This window comes from Pelomonas sp. KK5 (assembly GCF_001984095.1).
Lineage (GTDB): Bacteria > Pseudomonadota > Gammaproteobacteria > Burkholderiales > Burkholderiaceae_C > KK5.
This window is the reverse complement of record NZ_LYVQ01000154.1, coordinates 1-15,561: the sequence shown is the minus strand read 5'-3', so window position 1 is coordinate 15,561 and position 15,561 is coordinate 1. Positions and strand designations below refer to the sequence as shown.

The 15,561-nt window shown below is 71.1% G+C and carries 18 protein-coding genes; 6 read left to right on the top strand and 12 right to left on the bottom strand.

Translation table 11 applies throughout. The features are described from left to right. The coding region (locus B0W88_RS21570) for an ROK family transcriptional regulator (RefSeq protein WP_233151796.1) at positions 1–1,203 on the top strand (1,203 nt) is incomplete at its 5' end. On the opposite strand, the gene B0W88_RS21565 is transcribed toward B0W88_RS21570, so the two are convergent. From B0W88_RS21565 to B0W88_RS34445, 10 genes are read right to left on the bottom strand one after another with little or no spacing between them, the layout of a single operon-like run. Then, positions 1,200–1,727 (bottom strand): NADPH-dependent FMN reductase, encoded by a 528-nt coding sequence (locus B0W88_RS21565; RefSeq protein WP_077036689.1) that lies wholly within the window; start codon positions 1,725–1,727, stop codon positions 1,200–1,202. The genes B0W88_RS21570 and B0W88_RS21565 overlap by 4 nt on opposite strands. A 2-nt stretch (positions 1,728–1,729) precedes the next feature. After that, a complete protein-coding gene (locus B0W88_RS21560) occupies positions 1,730–2,293 on the bottom strand; it encodes a cysteine hydrolase family protein (protein WP_077036688.1) in 564 nt (187 codons plus the stop codon). A gap of 16 nt (positions 2,294–2,309) precedes the next feature. Further along, the gene (locus B0W88_RS21555; RefSeq protein WP_077036687.1) at positions 2,310–2,789 is read right to left on the bottom strand and encodes a hypothetical protein; all 480 of its coding nucleotides are present in this window, start codon (positions 2,787–2,789) and stop codon (positions 2,310–2,312) included. Beyond that, the gene (locus B0W88_RS21550) at positions 2,786–3,181 is read right to left on the bottom strand and encodes a RidA family protein (RefSeq protein WP_077036686.1); all 396 of its coding nucleotides are present in this window, start codon (positions 3,179–3,181) and stop codon (positions 2,786–2,788) included. The genes B0W88_RS21555 and B0W88_RS21550 overlap by 4 nt, the downstream gene beginning before the upstream one ends. 34 nt (positions 3,182–3,215) lie before the next feature. Next, a complete protein-coding gene (gene aac(6') / locus B0W88_RS21545) occupies positions 3,216–3,668 on the bottom strand; it encodes an aminoglycoside 6'-N-acetyltransferase (RefSeq protein WP_077036685.1) in 453 nt (150 codons plus the stop codon). A gap of 26 nt (positions 3,669–3,694) precedes the next feature. Then, on the bottom strand, positions 3,695–4,063 hold the full coding sequence (locus B0W88_RS21540) for a hypothetical protein (RefSeq protein WP_144006878.1): 369 nt from the start codon (positions 4,061–4,063) through the stop codon (positions 3,695–3,697). A 9-nt stretch (positions 4,064–4,072) separates the two neighbouring features. Further along, positions 4,073–4,612 carry a DUF1993 family protein gene (locus tag B0W88_RS21535; RefSeq protein ID WP_158080909.1) on the bottom strand — a complete coding sequence of 180 codons (540 nt, stop codon included), beginning with the start codon at positions 4,610–4,612 and terminating at the stop codon, positions 4,073–4,075. After that, entirely contained in the window at positions 4,609–5,238 is a 630-nt protein-coding gene (locus tag B0W88_RS21530) for a LysE family translocator (RefSeq protein ID WP_077036683.1), read from the bottom strand. Before B0W88_RS21530 ends, B0W88_RS21535 begins: the two co-directional genes overlap by 4 nt. Positions 5,239–5,258: 20 nt before the next feature. Further along, positions 5,259–5,918 (bottom strand): hypothetical protein, encoded by a 660-nt coding sequence (locus B0W88_RS21525; RefSeq protein WP_077036682.1) that lies wholly within the window; start codon positions 5,916–5,918, stop codon positions 5,259–5,261. A gap of 35 nt (positions 5,919–5,953) precedes the next feature. Next, positions 5,954–7,192: a PEP-CTERM sorting domain-containing protein gene (locus tag B0W88_RS34445; RefSeq protein WP_198937901.1), complete on the bottom strand. Its 1,239-nt coding sequence runs from the start codon at positions 7,190–7,192 to the stop codon at positions 5,954–5,956. A gap of 172 nt (positions 7,193–7,364) precedes the next feature. Here B0W88_RS34445 and B0W88_RS21515 point away from each other — a divergent pair, with 172 nt between their 5' ends. Beyond that, on the top strand, positions 7,365–8,273 hold the full coding sequence (locus tag B0W88_RS21515; RefSeq protein WP_077036680.1) for a LysR family transcriptional regulator: 909 nt from the start codon (positions 7,365–7,367) through the stop codon (positions 8,271–8,273). Here B0W88_RS21515 and B0W88_RS21510 read toward each other — a convergent pair. Beyond that, on the bottom strand, positions 8,242–9,723 hold the full coding sequence (locus B0W88_RS21510; protein WP_077036679.1) for a PLP-dependent aminotransferase family protein: 1,482 nt from the start codon (positions 9,721–9,723) through the stop codon (positions 8,242–8,244). The two genes, B0W88_RS21515 and B0W88_RS21510, sit on opposite strands and share 32 nt — an antisense overlap. 132 nt (positions 9,724–9,855) lie before the next feature. Between B0W88_RS21510 and B0W88_RS21505 the strand changes: the two genes are divergently transcribed. After that, positions 9,856–10,659 carry a hypothetical protein gene (locus B0W88_RS21505; protein WP_077036678.1) on the top strand — a complete coding sequence of 268 codons (804 nt, stop codon included), beginning with the start codon at positions 9,856–9,858 and terminating at the stop codon, positions 10,657–10,659. Positions 10,660–10,784: 125 nt separating this feature from the next. Beyond that, positions 10,785–12,347: a methyl-accepting chemotaxis protein gene (locus tag B0W88_RS21500; RefSeq protein ID WP_077036677.1), complete on the top strand. Its 1,563-nt coding sequence runs from the start codon at positions 10,785–10,787 to the stop codon at positions 12,345–12,347. Here B0W88_RS21500 and B0W88_RS21495 read toward each other — a convergent pair. Then, positions 12,344–13,078 carry a response regulator gene (locus B0W88_RS21495; RefSeq protein ID WP_077036676.1) on the bottom strand — a complete coding sequence of 245 codons (735 nt, stop codon included), beginning with the start codon at positions 13,076–13,078 and terminating at the stop codon, positions 12,344–12,346. The two genes, B0W88_RS21500 and B0W88_RS21495, sit on opposite strands and share 4 nt — an antisense overlap. Before the next feature lie 113 nt (positions 13,079–13,191). Here B0W88_RS21495 and B0W88_RS21490 point away from each other — a divergent pair, with 113 nt between their 5' ends. Both B0W88_RS21490 and B0W88_RS21485 read left to right on the top strand, forming a co-directional pair. Then, complete coding sequence (locus B0W88_RS21490; RefSeq protein ID WP_077036675.1) at positions 13,192–13,551, top strand: response regulator transcription factor; 360 nt, start codon at positions 13,192–13,194, stop codon at positions 13,549–13,551. Beyond that, on the top strand, positions 13,548–15,561 hold a 2,014-nt coding region (locus B0W88_RS21485), incomplete at its 3' end, for an ATP-binding protein (RefSeq protein WP_144006876.1). The genes B0W88_RS21490 and B0W88_RS21485, both read left to right, overlap by 4 nt.

The following is a 15,561-nucleotide window of genomic DNA, read 5'->3' as shown; positions in this document are numbered from 1 at the left end:
GCCGCCGCCGACCCCGCCAACCTCCCCCCCCGCGGCTCCAACAGCTCCGGGCTGGGCCAGTTCAACGAGCGGGTGGTGCTGCAGGCGATCCGGCTGCACGGCAGCCTGCCCAAGGCCGAGATCGCGCGGCTGACCCACCTCACCGCGCAGACGGTGCAGGTGATCATCGCGCGGCTCGAGGCCGAGGACATGGTGCAGCGGCTCGAACCGGTGCGCGGCAAGGTGGGCCAGCCCTCGGTGCCCATGGCCTTGAACCCGGACGGCGCCTTCTCCTTCGGCATCAAGATCGGCCGCCGCAGCCTGGACCTGCTGCTGGTGGACTTCTGCGGCCAGGTGCGCCAGCGCCGCAGCCTGCGCTACGACTGGCCCGACCCTGACGCGATCTTCGACGAGATCCGCATCGGCCTGTCCCAGCTGAGCGCCACGCTGCCGGCGCGGCTGCGCGGCCGGCTGCATGGCGTCGGCGTGGCGGCGCCGCTGGCGCTCGATGGCTGGCAGGCGCTGCTGGGCGTGGCGCCGGAGCAGGCGGCGCGCTGGGCCGGCATCGACATCCGCGAGCGCATCGCCACGATGACCCGGCTGCCGGTCCAGTTCGTCAAGGACACCGCCGCCGCCTGCGTGGCCGAACTGCTGATGGGCCACGGCCGCAGCCTGGGCAGCTTCCTCTACATCTTCCTGGACACCTTCATCGGTGGCGGCCTCGTGCTGGACAGCCAGCTGCGCGTCGGCCCGCACGGCAATGCCGGCGCGATCGGCTCGATGCAGCTGGGCGCCAAGGCCGGCGCGCCGCAGCTGCTGTCCAGCGCCTCGCTGTTCAATCTCGAGGCCCGCTTCGGCGAGCAGGGGCTGGACAGCGAGGCCGTCTACGACGCCCGCGCCCTCGAAGGCGACTGGGCGCCGCTGACCCGCGCCTGGCTGCGCGAGGTCAGCCCGGCGATCGCGCATGCGATCCACGGGGCGGTCTGCCTGCTGGATATCGACCAGGTCGTGATCGACGGCAACTGCGCGCCGGTGCTGCTGGCCGCGCTGACCGCCGAGCTGGAGCGCGCGATGGACAAGGGCTGCAACTGGGAAGGCGTGGCGCGGCCGGTGCTGGTGGCGGGCACCGTCGGCGCCGATGCGCGTGCGATCGGCGGGGCGCTGCTGCCGCTGTATGCCAACTACGGGCCGGACCGGGAGCTGTTCCTGAAGGTGGCGGGTTAGGCCAGCGCCTCGCGCAGGGCCACGAAGACCTGGCCGATCGCAGCAGTCGCGTCTGCCGAGGCCAGGATCTGCTCTTCGGTCTTGATGCCGCTGCCCAGCAGCGAGATCGGGATAGAGGCCGGCCCGATGATTCTTGCGGACATCGTGAGCAGCGTCTCCCGCAGCGCATCGTCCGCATGATGGGCGCGCGGCGAGCTGTTCAGCACCGCCACCGGCTTGTCGACGAAGCCCTCGAAGCTGACCAGCCAGTCCAGCGTGTTCTTGATCGCGCCGCTGACGCCGTGGGCGTACTCGGGGCTGGCGATCAGCAGCGCGTCGGCGGCGGCGATCTCGTCGCGCAGCCGGGCGACCGGCGGCGGCAGCGCGCCTTCGCAATCCAGGTCCGGATTGAAGATCGGCAGCGCGCCCACCAGGGCGCACAGGCGCACGTCGACCTGCGCCGGCGCGAGCCGCCCGACGGCGCGCAGCAGCGCCGAGTTGATCGAGGCGGCGCGCAGGCTGCCGGAGATCGCGAGCAGCCGCATCCTCAGCCGCGTGCCGGGAACGCGATGTCCGCCGCCGCGACGAGGGTTGTCCGCGGGCCGAAGCTCTCGATATTGGACAGCGTCAGCCCGTGGTGCCGGATGATCTGCTCGGCACCGAGCACGCCGTTGCCGACCGTCGAATGTCCGTCGGACATCAGCGTGACCGGGTAGCCCAGCCGCATCGCGCTGCGCGTCGTCGTGTCCACGCAGAAGTCGCTCTGCAGCCCGCAGATCACCAGCCGTTCGACGCCCAGTGCCTGCAGCTGCTCGTGCAGGTCGGTCCTGTGGAAGGAGTCGGTGACGGTCTTGCGCAGGCGCATGTCGGAGGCGGCGGTGACGAGGCCATCGGCGAGCTGCCAGTCGGCGCTGCCGTGGGTCAGCATGCCCTCGTCCTCGTGCTGGATCAGCACGACGGGCACGCCGGCCTCGCGGGCCCGGCCCATCACGGCGTTGATCCGCTCGATCAGTCCGGCGGCATCGTGCGCGGCCCAGCGGCCGGTGCAGAGGCCTTGCTGAACGTCGATGACGAGGAGGGCGGTGCCGGTGGCGGGAAGGGTGGTGTTCATCGCGTCGGGGGAGTATTCAGGTGGTGGTCCAGCGGAAGACCCGCATCGGATTCTGCGGGTTGGCGGCGTCGTCGAGCACCCGCCACTCGCTGCGGGTGCCGCAGGCATTGATCACCCAGGCTTCGTGATAGGTCGCCGCCCGCAGGTAGTGCATCTCGCCGTCCGATCCGCGACGCGGCAGGGTCACGCCCACCTCCCGCGGCCGGATCGCGACGAGTTCCAGCTGGCGGCACTCGCCGCGCCAGTTCAGCTCGGCGTCGGCGATCAGGTCCAGGATCCAGTAGGACGCCAGGCGCCGGGCCTTGGTCGATTCCGACAGCGCCTGCGAGCCGGGCGTCCAGACGCTGCGGATCTCGCTGAGCCGCGCCTCGGTCAGCTTGGGCCGCACCACGTCGTTGATGACGAAGACGCCCTCGTTGGGGTCGCTGGCGCAGCCCGCCAGCAGGGCGAGGGCGAGGATCGTGGCGCGCGCGGCCCGCAGCCTGCGCAGCCTCACGGCCGAGGCGCGCCCTGCTTCAGCGCGGTCACCTCGATCTCGATCTTCATCCGCGGATCGAGCAGCTTCGCCGAGATCATCATCGCCGCCGGCCGCACGTCACCGAAGTACCTGCGCAGCACCGGCCAGCAGGGCTCGAAGTCGCTGCCCTCGGGCAGCACGTAGGTCACGCGCACCACGTCGCGCATCGTGGCGCCGGCCTGCTGCAGCGCGGCCTCGATGTTCTTCAGGCACTGCTCGGCCTGGGCCGCGACGTCGTCGGAGATCGTCATCGTCGCGTAGTCGAAGCCGGTGGTGCCCGAGACGAAGACCCAGTCGCCCTGGGCGACGGCGCGGGAGTAGCCGATCTGGTGTTCGAAGGGGGAGCCGGAGGAGATGAGGGTGCGTGACATGGTGGTGTGTGGGAGGCCAAGGAGCTGGGAGGCGTCATTGTTGCGCGGCCAGCCGCTTGCGGAAGTAGACGACACGCTCGGTCTCCTCGAAGCCCAGCGAGCGGTGCATCGCCTGGCTGGCTTCGTTGTCGAGTGGCGCGTCGGAAGCGAGTTCGATGCAGCGATGCTGGCGTGCCCATGCCATGGCGGCGGCGACCAGATCGCGGGCCGTGCCGCGGCCGCGGTGGGCTGGCGCCACGTAGATGCCTTCGAGGAAGGCCACAGGTGAACTCTCCGTGCCGTTGACGTAGTCATGCCGCAAGGCCAGTTCGATGAAGCCGATGGGCTCGCCTTGGTCCGTGCAGGCGATGAACTGCGCGAAGCGCTGCGGCTCGCCGATGAACTCGGCCATCTCGGCCAGGTGTTCGTCATCCGTTCCCTCGGGCCAGAGCGTGCGGCGCAAGGCCAGCCAGCCGGGCTGCTCGATCGAAGTGCAGGGAGTGATCATGGCGGGCGCGTTTCGCAGACGGGGCGTCAGGGCTCGATCGCGAAGGCGATGACGATCTGCTTGGGTGTCTGCTTGAACTCGGCGACTACGGCCTCCTTCGACTTCTCGGCGATGGTGGCGAGCGGGACGCCGTCGGGCAGGCCCTGGAAGGTCACGTTGACGTTGGTGAGCGCGCCGTTGTTCCAGTTGAAGCCGACGAATGACTTCAGGCCCAGGGACTTTTCGAGGTCGGCGGAGACGGCTGCCGAGTGCGCCATGCCGTCCTTGAGCGAATCGATCGGCCCGCAGGCGGCGAGCATCAGCACCGACAGGAGGCCGATGGCGAGGGCTTTGAGACGTCTTGTCATCAGCGGTTCCCGAGGGTTGTCGAGCGGCTTCCTTCGGTAGCGCTGCATGCGGCGTCGTCAGGGCTGCTCCCGGTAGCAATGAAAGCCATCGTAGCTCTCCTTGCCGAGCGGCACGCCCTGGCTGCGCAGCACCGCATAGGCTGCGGTGAGATGGAAGAAGAAGTTGGGCAGGGCGTACTGGAGAAGGAACTCGGGCCCCTTGAGTGCGACCAGCGCATCGCCGGCTCTGCTTTCGATGACGCGCGATTCGGCGCCCTCGAACCGCTGGGGCTCGAGCGTCTTCAGCAGCGAAGCCACTCGGTCGATCCTGCGGCGAAGGCCGTCGCTGCTTGAAGGGAACTCGCCATACGGGGGAATGGCCAGCCCCGCCAGCGGGAAGCATGCGCGCAAGGCGAAGTTGGCGGCGATGACCACCTGGGTCTCGAAGGGCAGCATGTCGGGCGCGAGGCGGGCCGCGAGCAGATCGGCCATCGGCCGCGCGTGCTGCTCGGCGAAGGCCCCGGCAGTGTCCACGAGGCCGCGAAGGCGATCGAGGTAGCGCAGGAAGACGGGAACCGATGCGTCGTGAAGCGCGATGGACGACACGACCGCCTTCACACCGGCCGCTTGGCCAGCAGCGCCCACACGCCCGCCGCTGACAGCAGCGAACCACCCGCGAGATTGAACCAGCGCTTCGACCGGGGCGAGGAAAGCACCTTTCGCGCGGAAGCCGCGAAGACCGCGTACAGCGTTGCATTGAGCGTCGCCATGACGACGAAGGTGACGGCAAGCACCCAGAGCTGCCTGGAAACGGCCTCGTCCGGCTTGATGAACTGAGGCAGGAAGGCGACGAAGAACACGATGCCCTTCGGGTTGAGTGCAGTCACCAGATAGGTGTTGATGAACAGCTTCCAGCGCGAAGCTGGCGCCGCCGCGGCTTCGGCGATCTCCGCGGCCCCCGCGCCGGCGCGCAGCAGCCTGATGCCCAGGTACAGCAGATACAGGCCGCCCACGAGCTTGACGGCGGTGAACCAGAAGGCCGATGTGGCGAGCAGCGCGCCCAGGCCCAGCAACGAAACGACCAGGGCGGTCGAATCGCCAAGGGCCACGGCGGCGACGAGCGGCACATTGGCACGGCGGCCATGCGCCATCGAATAGCTGATGACCGTGAGGATCGTGGGCCCGGGGATGATCAGCAGGACGGCCGAGGCGGCAACGAAGGCAAGCCAGAGTTCGATGGACATCGGGGTCTCCTTGTGGATGTCTAACGCGAGTTCGCCAACAACACCTTCGCCGCCTCGATCCGCAAGGCCATCTCGACCGTCGGATCGTTCATCACGCGGCGCAGGAAGGCGCGCGGGTCGGTCTCGTCCGCGGTGCTCCCGGGGTCAGGCCGTGCCACCTCACCGCCGGTGAGACCCAGCCGCCGCACCGCTTCCTGCCAGGCCGCCGCCTTGATCGGCTGCAGCCTCGACAGCAGGTCCGCCTGGCCCTCCGCTCCCGGCGCCATGTCCAGCCACGGGGTCTCCTCGAATACCGGCGCCAGGTCTGGCGCGACGAAGGCGGCCCATTGCTCGTCGGCGCATTGCAAGGGCGGCAGGCTGCCGTCGATGGTCGACGTTAGTGCCAGCCGCGAATCGGCCACCTCGCCCAGCCAGCGCCACCGCAGGGCCTCGCCGAACGCCAGCGCCTCGCCGGCCGCCACCGGCTCGCCCAGCGAGAACCACAGCTGATAGCCGTCCCGCCCGTTGATCGCGATCGCCGGCGCCGGCAGGTCCAGTTCGGCCTGCACGCCGCGCCACACGGCGCCGAGCGCCGTCCAGTCCGCCGGCCGCGCCAGCTCGATCCGCAGCGCGCGCACGCGCCCGTCGGGCAGCGGCGGCGGGTAGAGGCGTTGCGCCTCTTCTTGCAGTCGGTTCGTCATCGGCGTCACTGTAAGCGACGCCGAGGACCGCCCCCTTACCGGGGTTGCTGGCGGCGCTGGCGCAGCCCGGCGATCACCGCCAGCCCGGCGCCGAACAGCGCCCAGCTGCCCGGCTCCGGCACCGCGGCGGTGAAGCCCAGCTGCGCGCTGGCCACCTTCTCCAGCGCCAGCGCGGTGGCGCTGTCGATGCCCAGGTCCAGCGCCGCCTGCTCGCCGGCGCCCAGCGACAGCGGATCCTTGCCGGTGATGGTGCCGAACTGCACCAGCGCATCGAGGTAGGAGCCGTACTTGCTGGCGTGCAGGCGGTCCTTCCACCACAGGTCGATGCCGCCGCTGGGTGTCTGCCAGACGCCGTTGGAATCGTAGAAGCCGGTGGCCGCCGCCAGTCCGCTGTTGACGGCCAGCTGGAAGGCGTCGCCGGCCGGCACCACGCCGGCGAACTTCGGGTTCGCGGCGGCTGCCGCGTAGATCGTGTTGTGCAGGTCGGTCGTCATGTCCTGCAGGTTGGTGTAGTACAGCGTCGCGTTGGTCCCGGTGCCGTCGAGGATGGGCGCGCCGTCGGGCGTGCTCGGGTCGTTGGTGATGTTCTTGTGGGCGAAGGCCATGTCGGGCCGGGCCCAGGTGTCGGTCAGGTAGACCTTGGTGTTGGCGTCGGCATTGGGGTTGGCCGGGATCACGCGCGAGGTGTTGCAGGAGCCCGAGCTCAGGCCGGTGGCCATGCAGGCGGCCAGGCTGCCGTAGAGCTGGGTCTCGGTGTAGGTCTGCGCGGAGCCGTTGTGGATGAAGCGCTCGAACTGGTTGGCGTAGGCCTGGAACTGGGCGGCGTTGGCGTTCTTGCCCTTGCCGGCCGGCAGCGGCGCGTCGCTCTGCTCCTGCAGCACGACGACGCCCCAGTCCTGCGAGGCGACGTTGCCGCGCATGTTCCAGTCGGCGTTGGCGGTGTTCAGGAACTGGCCGCGCAGCGTGGCGGCGTTGCGCGCGGAGATGGACACGTCGTAGTTCAGGCCCGCCTCCACCGTCATCTGCTTGAAGATGCCCGGCACGCCGCCCCAGGGGTGCGGCTCCCAGGGGTTGGTGCCGGTCTGGTTCGCCGCATAGAAGCCGGCGGTCAGGTCGTGGACGTTGGCGGCGTTGTAGGTCATCACCGGATCGGCGCGGCCGAAGGTATAGCTGTTGCCGACGAACAGGATCTTGATCGGATCGTCGGCGTGGGCGAGGCCCGCGGCGGCCAGCAATGCGGCGGCGAGGGGAAGGGCAGCGAGGCGGGTTCTCATGGGCTTGTCTCCGTTGGTATGGGTGTGATGCCGATTTTGGTCAGCCAAGTAAAGAAATCGATACGTACAAACCGACGACGACATGTTTTGGATATTGGCGACGGCCATAGGGTGAATACGGATATTGATACCGTCAAATACACTCCATCGAGAAACTCGATATGTTTGTCATATGGATATCCGCCAGCTCCGCTACTTCGTCGCCGTGGCAGACGCCGGGCACATGACCCGCGCCGCCGCCACGCTGGGCATCCAGCAGCCGCCGCTGAGCCAGCAGGTCGCGGCGCTGGAGGCCCGGCTGGGCCTGCGCCTGTTCGAGCGCCATCCGAAGGGCGTGAACCTCACCGACGCCGGCCGGCTGCTGCTGAAGGAAGCCCGCCACGTGCTGGGCGAGATGGAGACACTGGAGCGCCGCATGAGCGCCATCGCCGAAGGCCGGCGCGGCGAGCTGGCGGTGGGCTTCACCAGCTCGGCGGCGGCGCACCGCTTCACGCCGCAGGCGCTGCGCGAGTGCCGGCGCCAGTACCCGGACATCGCGCTGGCGCTCAGCGAGAACAACGCCGCCGGCATCATCGAGGCCGTGCAGTCCTCGCGCCTGCACTGCGGGCTGCTGAGGGTGCCGGTGCAGCGGCCGGCGGAGCTGCAGTTCGAGCCGCTGCTGTACGAGAAGGTCGTGGTCGCGCTGCCGCTGGACCATCCGCTGGCCCGCCGCACGGCGACCGGCCGGCCGCGCACCATCAAGCTGGCCGAGCTGCGCGACACCAGCCTGATCCTCGTGCGCCGCCCCGGCGCGCCGGGCCTGTATGCCAACCTGATGGCGCTGTGCGAGCGCCAGGGCTTCCGCCCGCGGGTGGTGGCCGAGGTCGAGCGGATGATGACCAACCTGAACCTGGTGGCCTCGGGCGCCGGTATCTCGGTGGTGCCGGCCTCGATGGTCGGTACCCATGCCGATGCGATCAGCTACCACCCGCTGGCCGGCGCCGCCTCGCTCGATGCCCCGCTGACCCTGGTCTGGCGCGCGGCGGACGACTCGCCCGCCACCCTTCGCTTCATTGCGCTGCTGCGGCAGCTGGCAAGCTGAGAGGCGGCGGCAGGCAGGGCCCCGGCATCGCCGCGGCCACCAGGTCGGCCAGGCGCCGGAAGGCCGCTTCCATCTCGGCCTTGGTCTCGTAGCTGTAGTTCAGCCGCAGGCAGTTGCGGTAGCGCTCGCTGATGCCGAAGACCCGGCCCGGCGCGATCGCGATGCCCTGCAGCAGCGCCTGCCGGTGCAGCTCCAGCCCGTCGATCGCGTCGGGCATTTCCACCCACAGCAGGTAGCCGCCCTGCGGCATCGAGCAGTGGGTGCCCGCGGGGAAGAAGCGCTGCACCATGCCGCGCATGATGTCGCGCCGCTGCTCCAGCGTGCGGCGCACGCCGCGCAGCAGGTAGTCCCAGCCGTCGCTGACCAGGTACTTGGCCAGCGCCATCTGGCTGATGCCCGAGGTGGAGGCGGTGTTCAGGAACTTCAGCTTCTCGACCTGCTCGCGCCAGCGCCCCGGCATCACCCAGCCGACGCGCACGCCCGCCGCCAGCGATTTCGAGAAGGAGCCGCAGAACAGCACCAGGCCCTCGCTGTCGTGGCACTTCAGCGTGGTGGGCGGGGCGTCGCCGTAGTAGAGCTCGTTGTAGACGCCGTTCTCGATGATCGGCACCTGGTGGCGCCGCGCGAGCTCGACGAAGGCCTTCTTGCGCGCCTCCGGCATCACGAAGCCCAGCGGGTTCTGGAAGTTGGGCATGGACAGGCAGGCCGCCACCGGCTCGCGCGCCAGCACCGCTTCCAGCGCCTCCAGGTCCATGCCCTCGCTGCAGCTGGCCGGGATCTCGATCGCGCGCAGGCCCAGCCGCTCGATCGCCTGCAGCATGCCGAAGTAGCAGGGCGACTCCACCGCGATCGCGTCGCCCGCCTTCGCCACCGCCTGCAGGCACAGGTTGATCGCCTCGGTGGCGCCGACGGTGACGATGATCTCGCGCGGGTCGGCGTCCAGCCCGTTGTGCAGGTGGCGGCGGGCGATCTCGCGGATCAGGTCCGGGCGGCCGGGCGGGATGTCGTCCAGCGGGTCCCAGACGCTGTAGCGCCGCGCCACCTCGCCCATGCGCTGGTGGATCCGCCGCCAGGGGAACAGCGTCGGGTCCGGGTAGGGCGAGCCGAAGCGGGCCGCCTCGCGCAGGGTGATCGCCTTCAGCGTGGACAGCACGATGCCGCTGACGTCGCCGTCCCCGCCCTCGGGCGCGGCCGGGCGCGGCGCCAGGCACACCTCCGGCGGCTCGTTGCGCCGCATGCGCACGAAGTAGCCGGACTTGGGCCGGCCCTCGACCAGGCCTTGCGTCTCCAGCAACTGGTAGGCGCGCTTGACGGTGGTGATGCTCAGGCGCCGCGTCTTGCTGGTCTCGCGCAGTGACGGCAGGCGGGTGCCCGGGCGCAGCACGCCGCTGGCGATCGACTGCGCGAGGTCGGTGCAGAGCTGCTCGAAGAGCGTCGTGGCGGCACTCATCGTGGTTCAAAGGGCTTTCGGACGTGGAGGCCTAACTGTATGCCTCGACGGAGCGTCCGTCTGTGCCCTTGTCGTGCGGCGCCGCGCCCCGACCATCCGTCCATGTCCAAACTCCCACCGTCCGATACCCCCTTGTCCGGTCCGCCGAGCCTGGCCCGCTGGCAGGAACTGCTGGGCCAGGTTCGCGACCTCGGCGCCGCGCACGCGGCCGACCAGCATGAGCGCGTGTCGCTCGGCGCCGCCGTCGGCCGCGTGCTGGCCGAGCCGGTGGCCGCGCTGCCGGCCGGCACGCTGCTGCACTGGCGCCAGCTGCCGCTGCTGGTGGCCGCAGGCCGCCGCACGCTGGCCGTGCGTCCGCGCCTGCGGGCCGGCGTCGTCGCGCTGGCCGGGGCGGCGGAAGGCGCCGCCGCGCCGCTGATCGCCGGCGTGTTCGAGCAGATGGGCGGCCGCGCGCTGGCCGCCGGCATGGACGAGCCGATTCACCGCCTCGGCCTGGCGCTGGAGATGTTCGCGCCGCGCTGCGAGCTGGTGTTCGTGATCGGCGAGCCGGGCGCGCTGCCGGTGCGGCAGCGCATCGGCGCCTTGCCGGTGAGCCGGCTCGCCAACGGCACGCTGGTGCTCTTCCTCGACCCCGCGCCGCGGCTGGCGCTGTCCACCTACGTGACCCATGCGGTCCCGCTGATCCGCCGCCTGCAGGGCCGCGGCGACGCGCTGCCCGGCACGCGGCTGATCGCCACCACCGACGAGAGCACGCCCACCGGCATGAGCCTGGTGCGCGAACGCATCGAGAGCGGCGAGCGCATCGTGCTGGCCGCCTGCGGCATGACGCCGGCCTGCCTGGCGGACGCCTCGGGCATCGCCTGGCAGCCGCCGGACCTGGCGGACGTGGCCGCGGGCAGCCGGATCTATCTGCCGTTCGCGCAGTGGTTGAGCTGAGTGCCCGGCCGTCGACTTCAGTTGTAACCCGCGCCGTTGCGCCCGCAATGCGGGCCGCATCGTGATGCAGCCCTGCCGGCCCAGCCTGCCGTGATCCCTCCATCCTGTCCGGAAGAAAGTCCCGCATGAACAGCAAAGCCTTCCATCTCGACCGCCTGCCCATCGGCCGGCGCCTGGCCCTGGTGCTGGGCATCATCCTGCTGCTGACCCTGCTGGGCAGCCTGTTCGCGATCGCGCAGCTGCGCACGGTGAGCCGCGAGGTGGCGCTGATGGTCGGCAACGACCTGACCGCCGAACGCCGCGCCAGCGACTGGTACCTCAACGTCTACGGCGGCGTGCAGCGCGCGGCGGCCATCGCCAAGAGCAGCGACCCCTCGCTGGCCGACTATTTCGCGCCCTTCAGCGCCGAGGCGGTGCGCCAGACCAACGAGCTGCAGAAGCAGCTGGAGCAGCAGATGGACACGCCGGCCGAGCGGGCGCTGTTCGAGAAGATCGCCGCCGCGCGCAAGACCTACCTGACGGCGCGCGACGAGGTCTACCGGCTGAAGAAGGAGGGCGATTCGGCCGGCGCGCTGAAGGCCTTCACCGAGCAGTTCGATCCGGGCTCTGCCGCCTACCTGGCGATGGTGCGGCAACTGGTCGACGCGCAGCGCCAGCAGCTCGACGAGGGCGCCCGCCGCATCGAGGAACTGCGCGTGCGCACCACCTGGCTGGTGGGCGCCAGCGTCGCCGCGAGCCTCGCCCTGAGCGTGCTGCTCGCCTGGCTGCTGACCGGCAGCATCACCGGCCCGCTGCGCAGCGCCGAGCGCATGGCGCAGGCGATCGCCGACATGGACCTGCGCGGCGCCCCGCAGGCCCGCTACGCCGGCGACGAGACCGGCCGCCTGCTGCGCGCGCTGGATGCGATGCGCACGGCGCTGCAGCAGTCGCTGAACGAGGTGCGCGGCGTGGTGGACGGCATCTCCACCGCCAGCAGCCAGATCGCCAGCGGCAACCACGACCTCTCGGCCCGCACCGAGGCCGCGGCCTCCAGCCTGCAGCAGACGGCGGGCTCGATGGAGGAGCTGACCGGCACCGTGGCGCAGACGGCCGACTCCGCCCGCGCGGCCCGACAACTCGCCAGTTCGGCGGCCGAGGCGGCCCGCGAGGGCGGCAGCGTGGTCGGCCAGGTGGTGGCCACGATGGAGCAGATCAACGACAGCTCGCGCCGCATCGGCGACATCATCGGCGTGATCGACGGCATCGCCTTCCAGACCAACATCCTCGCGCTGAACGCGGCGGTGGAGGCGGCGCGGGCCGGCGAGCAGGGCCGCGGCTTCGCGGTGGTCGCGTCCGAGGTGCGTTCGCTGGCGCAGCGCAGCGCCGGGGCGGCGCGCGAGATCAAGTCGCTGATCGGCGCCTCGGTCGAGCGGGTGGAGGCCGGTTCGGCGCTGGTCCGGCAGGCCGGCGGCACGATGGCGCAGCTGGTGGAACGGGTGCGCCGCGTCAACGAGATCGTCGGCGAGATCACCACCGCCGCCGGCGAGCAGAGCCAGGGCATCGCGCAGGTCAACGTGGCGGTGGGGCAGCTGGACCAGATGACGCAGCAGAACGCGGCGCTGGTGGAGGAATCGTCGGCCGCGACGGAGAGCCTGCGGGAGCAGGCGGAGCGGCTGTCTGCGGTGGTGGGTGTGTTCCGCCTCGGCTAGGCGAGCACGTCGACCGGGGTATCGAACACATACCCCGCCCCCCGCTCGGTGCGGATGAAGCGGGGGCTGGCCGGATCGACCTCGATCTTGCGGCGCAGACGCAGGATCTGCACGTCGATGGAGCGGTCGTAGACCTCGGCCCCGTGCAGGCGCGACAGGTCCAGCAGCTGGTCGCGCGTCAGCACCCGCTGCGGCGCGGCGCACAGCGCCTGCAGCAGGTTGAACTCGCCGTTGGAGAGTTCCACGCGCTGCCCGTCGGGCGTGCTGAGCCGGCGGCTGCGCAGGTTCAGCTCCCAGCCGGCGAAGCGGTAGGCGCGCAGCTGCTTCTCGTCGCGCCCCGGCCGCAGCTCGCGCACCAGCTGGTAGCGGCGCAGCACCGCGCGGATGCGGGCCAGCAGCTCGCGCGGGCTGAAGGGCTTGGTGATGTAGTCGTCGGCGCCGAGCTCCAGGCCCATCACCCGGTCGGCCTCCTCGGTCTTGCCGGTGACGATGATCACCGGCAGCGGGCTGCCGCTCTCGCGCAGCCGGCGGGCCAGCGTCATGCCGTCCTCGCCGCCCAGGCGCAGGTCCAGCACCACCAGGTCCACCACCTCCTCGGCCAGCACCCGGTTCATCGCGGTGCCGCTGGCCACCGTGGTGACCTGCAGCTCGTTCTCGCCGAGGTAGTCGGCGATCAGCTCGCGCATCGCGGCGTCGTCGTCGACGACAAGGATGTGGGAAGGCCGGTCCATGTCCGTTACGCTAGCACGTGGGTGACAGTTTGGGCAGCGGCTTCCGTTACAGCTGAAATTCGCCGTCATGCCTTGAAATCCTGCCGCCATGAACGGGGCGTTCAATCGACCGCATGGCGAGCGTGATCGTGATCGACGAGGACGAGCCCGTGCGTGCGCTGCTGGCCGAGTGGCTGGCGGCGGCAGGCCACGATGTGGTGCTGGCGCAGCGGGGTGCAAGCGGAGGGGGAACCGCAGTGGCCTTGGTGGTGATCGACTTGCCGCGTCCGCGCGAGCGCGGTGCCGCGCTGCTGGCGCCGCTGCGCGTGGCCTGGCCGGGCGTGCGCATCGTCGGGCTGTCCACGCAGCTGCGCGCCAGCCTGCCGCCGGGCTCGCCGCTGCTGCGCGAGCTGGGCCTGGCGCGCCTGCTCGCCAAGCCCTGTACGCGCGCCGAGCTGCTGGCCGCCGTGGACGCCGCGCTGCACCCGCGATGAATCCCTGGCTGAGGCTGCAGCGCTGGACCATCGCCATCGGCCTGTCGCTGATCGGCGTGTTCATCGCGGCCTCGGTCTACGACGCCTGGCGCCTGTACGAGCAGGTCACCGAATCGGCCGAGCGCGAGCTGGCCAACCTGGCGCGGGCGCTGTCCGAGGAGGCCGAGCGCAGCCTGCAGGCGGTGGACCTGCTGCTGACCGACACCGCGCTCTGGTACCAGGGCAGCGGCCGCCAGATGCCGGAGCCGGCCATCCAGATGGCGCTGGCCTCGCGCGCCAACGCCACGCCCTACGTCAGCGTGCTGACCCTCGTCGATGCCAGCGGGTGGCAGCGCTACCGCTCGCGCGCCACCGGCGAGCCGCTGGCCGACGTGAGCGACCGGCCCTACTTCACCGCCCAGCGCGACCAGGCGCATGAGGGCCTGTACATCAACCCGCCGATCGTCACCCGCAGCCAGAAGCGCGCGGCGCTGGTGGTCTCGCGCCGGCTGGAGCGGGAGGACGGCAGCTTCGACGGCGTCGTGAGCGCCAGCGTGGCGCTGGACGACCTGCGCGAGGTCTACGACGCGATCCACCTGGGCCCCTACAGCGCCCTGGTGCTGACCTTCGACGACGGGCGCCTCGTGGTGCGCCATCCGGAGCATGCGCAGGCGCCCTTCGATGCGCGCTTCCCCGAGATCGCCGCGCAGAAGGACAAGCCGGCCTCGCGCCGCCGCAGCCCGGTGGACGGGCGCGACAAGTTCATCGTCGCCACCTCGGTGTCGGAGCGGCCGCTGATCCTGGCCGTCTCGCGCGACGCCGAGGACGTGCTGCGCCCCTGGCGCTACGACATCACCAGCATCGCGGTGCGCGCGGTGCTGGTGACGCTGGTGGGCCTGGCGACGATGGGCCTGCTGATCCGCCAGCTGCGCCGGCTCGACGCGGCCGAGGCGGAGCGCGCGCAGCTGGAGGCGCAGCTGCGCCAGGCCCAGCACCTGGAGGCGCTGGGCACGCTGGCTGGCGGCATCGCTCACGACTTCAACAACATCCTCGGCGCCATCCTCGGCCACGGCGAGATGGCGCAGCGCGACGCCCCCGAGGGCAGCCCGCTGCGCCGGCATATCGACCGCGTGATGCAGGGCGGCGAGCGGGCGCGGCTGCTGGTGCGGCGCATCCTGGATTTCAGCCGCAGCAGCCTGCGCGAGCGGGTGCGGGTGCCGCTGCAGCCGGCCGTGGAGGAGGCGCTGGCCCTGCTGGCGCCCAACCTGCCGCCGCAGGTGCAGCTGGAGACGGCGCTGGCCGGCGCCGGCGCCGCCATCCAGGGCGACCCGACGCAGATCCACCAGCTGGTCGCCAACCTCTGCACCAACGCGGTAGGGGCGATGCTGCCGCAGGGCGGGCGCCTGGGCGTGACGCTGGAACGCAGCCTGCTGCGCCAGGGCTGCCGGCTCAGCCACGGCCAGGTGGAGGCGGGCGCCTGGGCCTGCCTGGCGGTCAGCGACAGCGGCACCGGCATCACGCCCGAGGTGCTGGTGCGCATGTTCGATCCCTTCTTCAGCACCAAGCGGGTCGGCGAGGGCACGGGGCTGGGCCTGTCGGTGGTGCACAGCATCGTGGCCGACCTGGGCGGCGCGATCGACGTGCAGACCACGGCCGGCCGCGGCAGCCGCTTCGCGCTGTGGCTGCCGCTGGCCGATGACGGGGACGCCGCGGACATCGCCGCGCGTGACTCGGCTTGCGAGACGCCCCCGCAGGGCCGCGGCCAGGTGGTGATGGTCGTCGACGACGAGGCCGCGCTGCTGGAGGCGACCGAGGACATGCTGGCTCAGCTCGGCTATGAGCCGGTGGGCTTCGCCTCGGCGGCAGCGGCGCTGGCGCAGTTCGAGGCCGACCCGCAGCGCTGGGACGCGCTGCTGAGCGACGAGTCCATGCCCGAGCTGGCCGGCACCGAGCTGGCCGCGCGCGCGCGGGCGCTGCGGCCGGAGCTACCGGTCATCATCGTCAGCGGCTATGGCGGGGACCAGCTGGAAG

Excerpts from the sequence above, each read along its gene's own strand:
- B0W88_RS21495 (WP_077036676.1), bottom strand. The coding sequence starts at position 13,078 with ATGGACCGGCCTTCCCACATCCTTGTCGTCGACGACGACGCCGCGATG.
- B0W88_RS21550 (WP_077036686.1), bottom strand. The coding sequence starts at position 3,181 with ATGTCACGCACCCTCATCTCCTCCGGCTCCCCCTTCGAACACCAGATC.
- B0W88_RS21530 (WP_077036683.1), bottom strand. The coding sequence starts at position 5,238 with ATGTCCATCGAACTCTGGCTTGCCTTCGTTGCCGCCTCGGCCGTCCTG.
- B0W88_RS21515 (WP_077036680.1), top strand. The coding sequence starts at position 7,365 with ATGGATATCCGCCAGCTCCGCTACTTCGTCGCCGTGGCAGACGCCGGG.
- B0W88_RS21565 (WP_077036689.1), bottom strand. The coding sequence starts at position 1,727 with ATGCGGCTGCTCGCGATCTCCGGCAGCCTGCGCGCCGCCTCGATCAAC.
- B0W88_RS34445 (WP_198937901.1), bottom strand. The coding sequence starts at position 7,192 with ATGAGAACCCGCCTCGCTGCCCTTCCCCTCGCCGCCGCATTGCTGGCC.
- B0W88_RS21490 (WP_077036675.1), top strand. The coding sequence starts at position 13,192 with ATGGCGAGCGTGATCGTGATCGACGAGGACGAGCCCGTGCGTGCGCTG.
- B0W88_RS21560 (WP_077036688.1), bottom strand. The coding sequence starts at position 2,293 with ATGAACACCACCCTTCCCGCCACCGGCACCGCCCTCCTCGTCATCGAC.
- B0W88_RS21510 (WP_077036679.1), bottom strand. The coding sequence starts at position 9,723 with ATGAGTGCCGCCACGACGCTCTTCGAGCAGCTCTGCACCGACCTCGCG.
- B0W88_RS21500 (WP_077036677.1), top strand. The coding sequence starts at position 10,785 with ATGAACAGCAAAGCCTTCCATCTCGACCGCCTGCCCATCGGCCGGCGC.
- B0W88_RS21525 (WP_077036682.1), bottom strand. The coding sequence starts at position 5,918 with ATGACGAACCGACTGCAAGAAGAGGCGCAACGCCTCTACCCGCCGCCG.
- B0W88_RS21540 (WP_144006878.1), bottom strand. The coding sequence starts at position 4,063 with ATGCAGCGCTACCGAAGGAAGCCGCTCGACAACCCTCGGGAACCGCTG.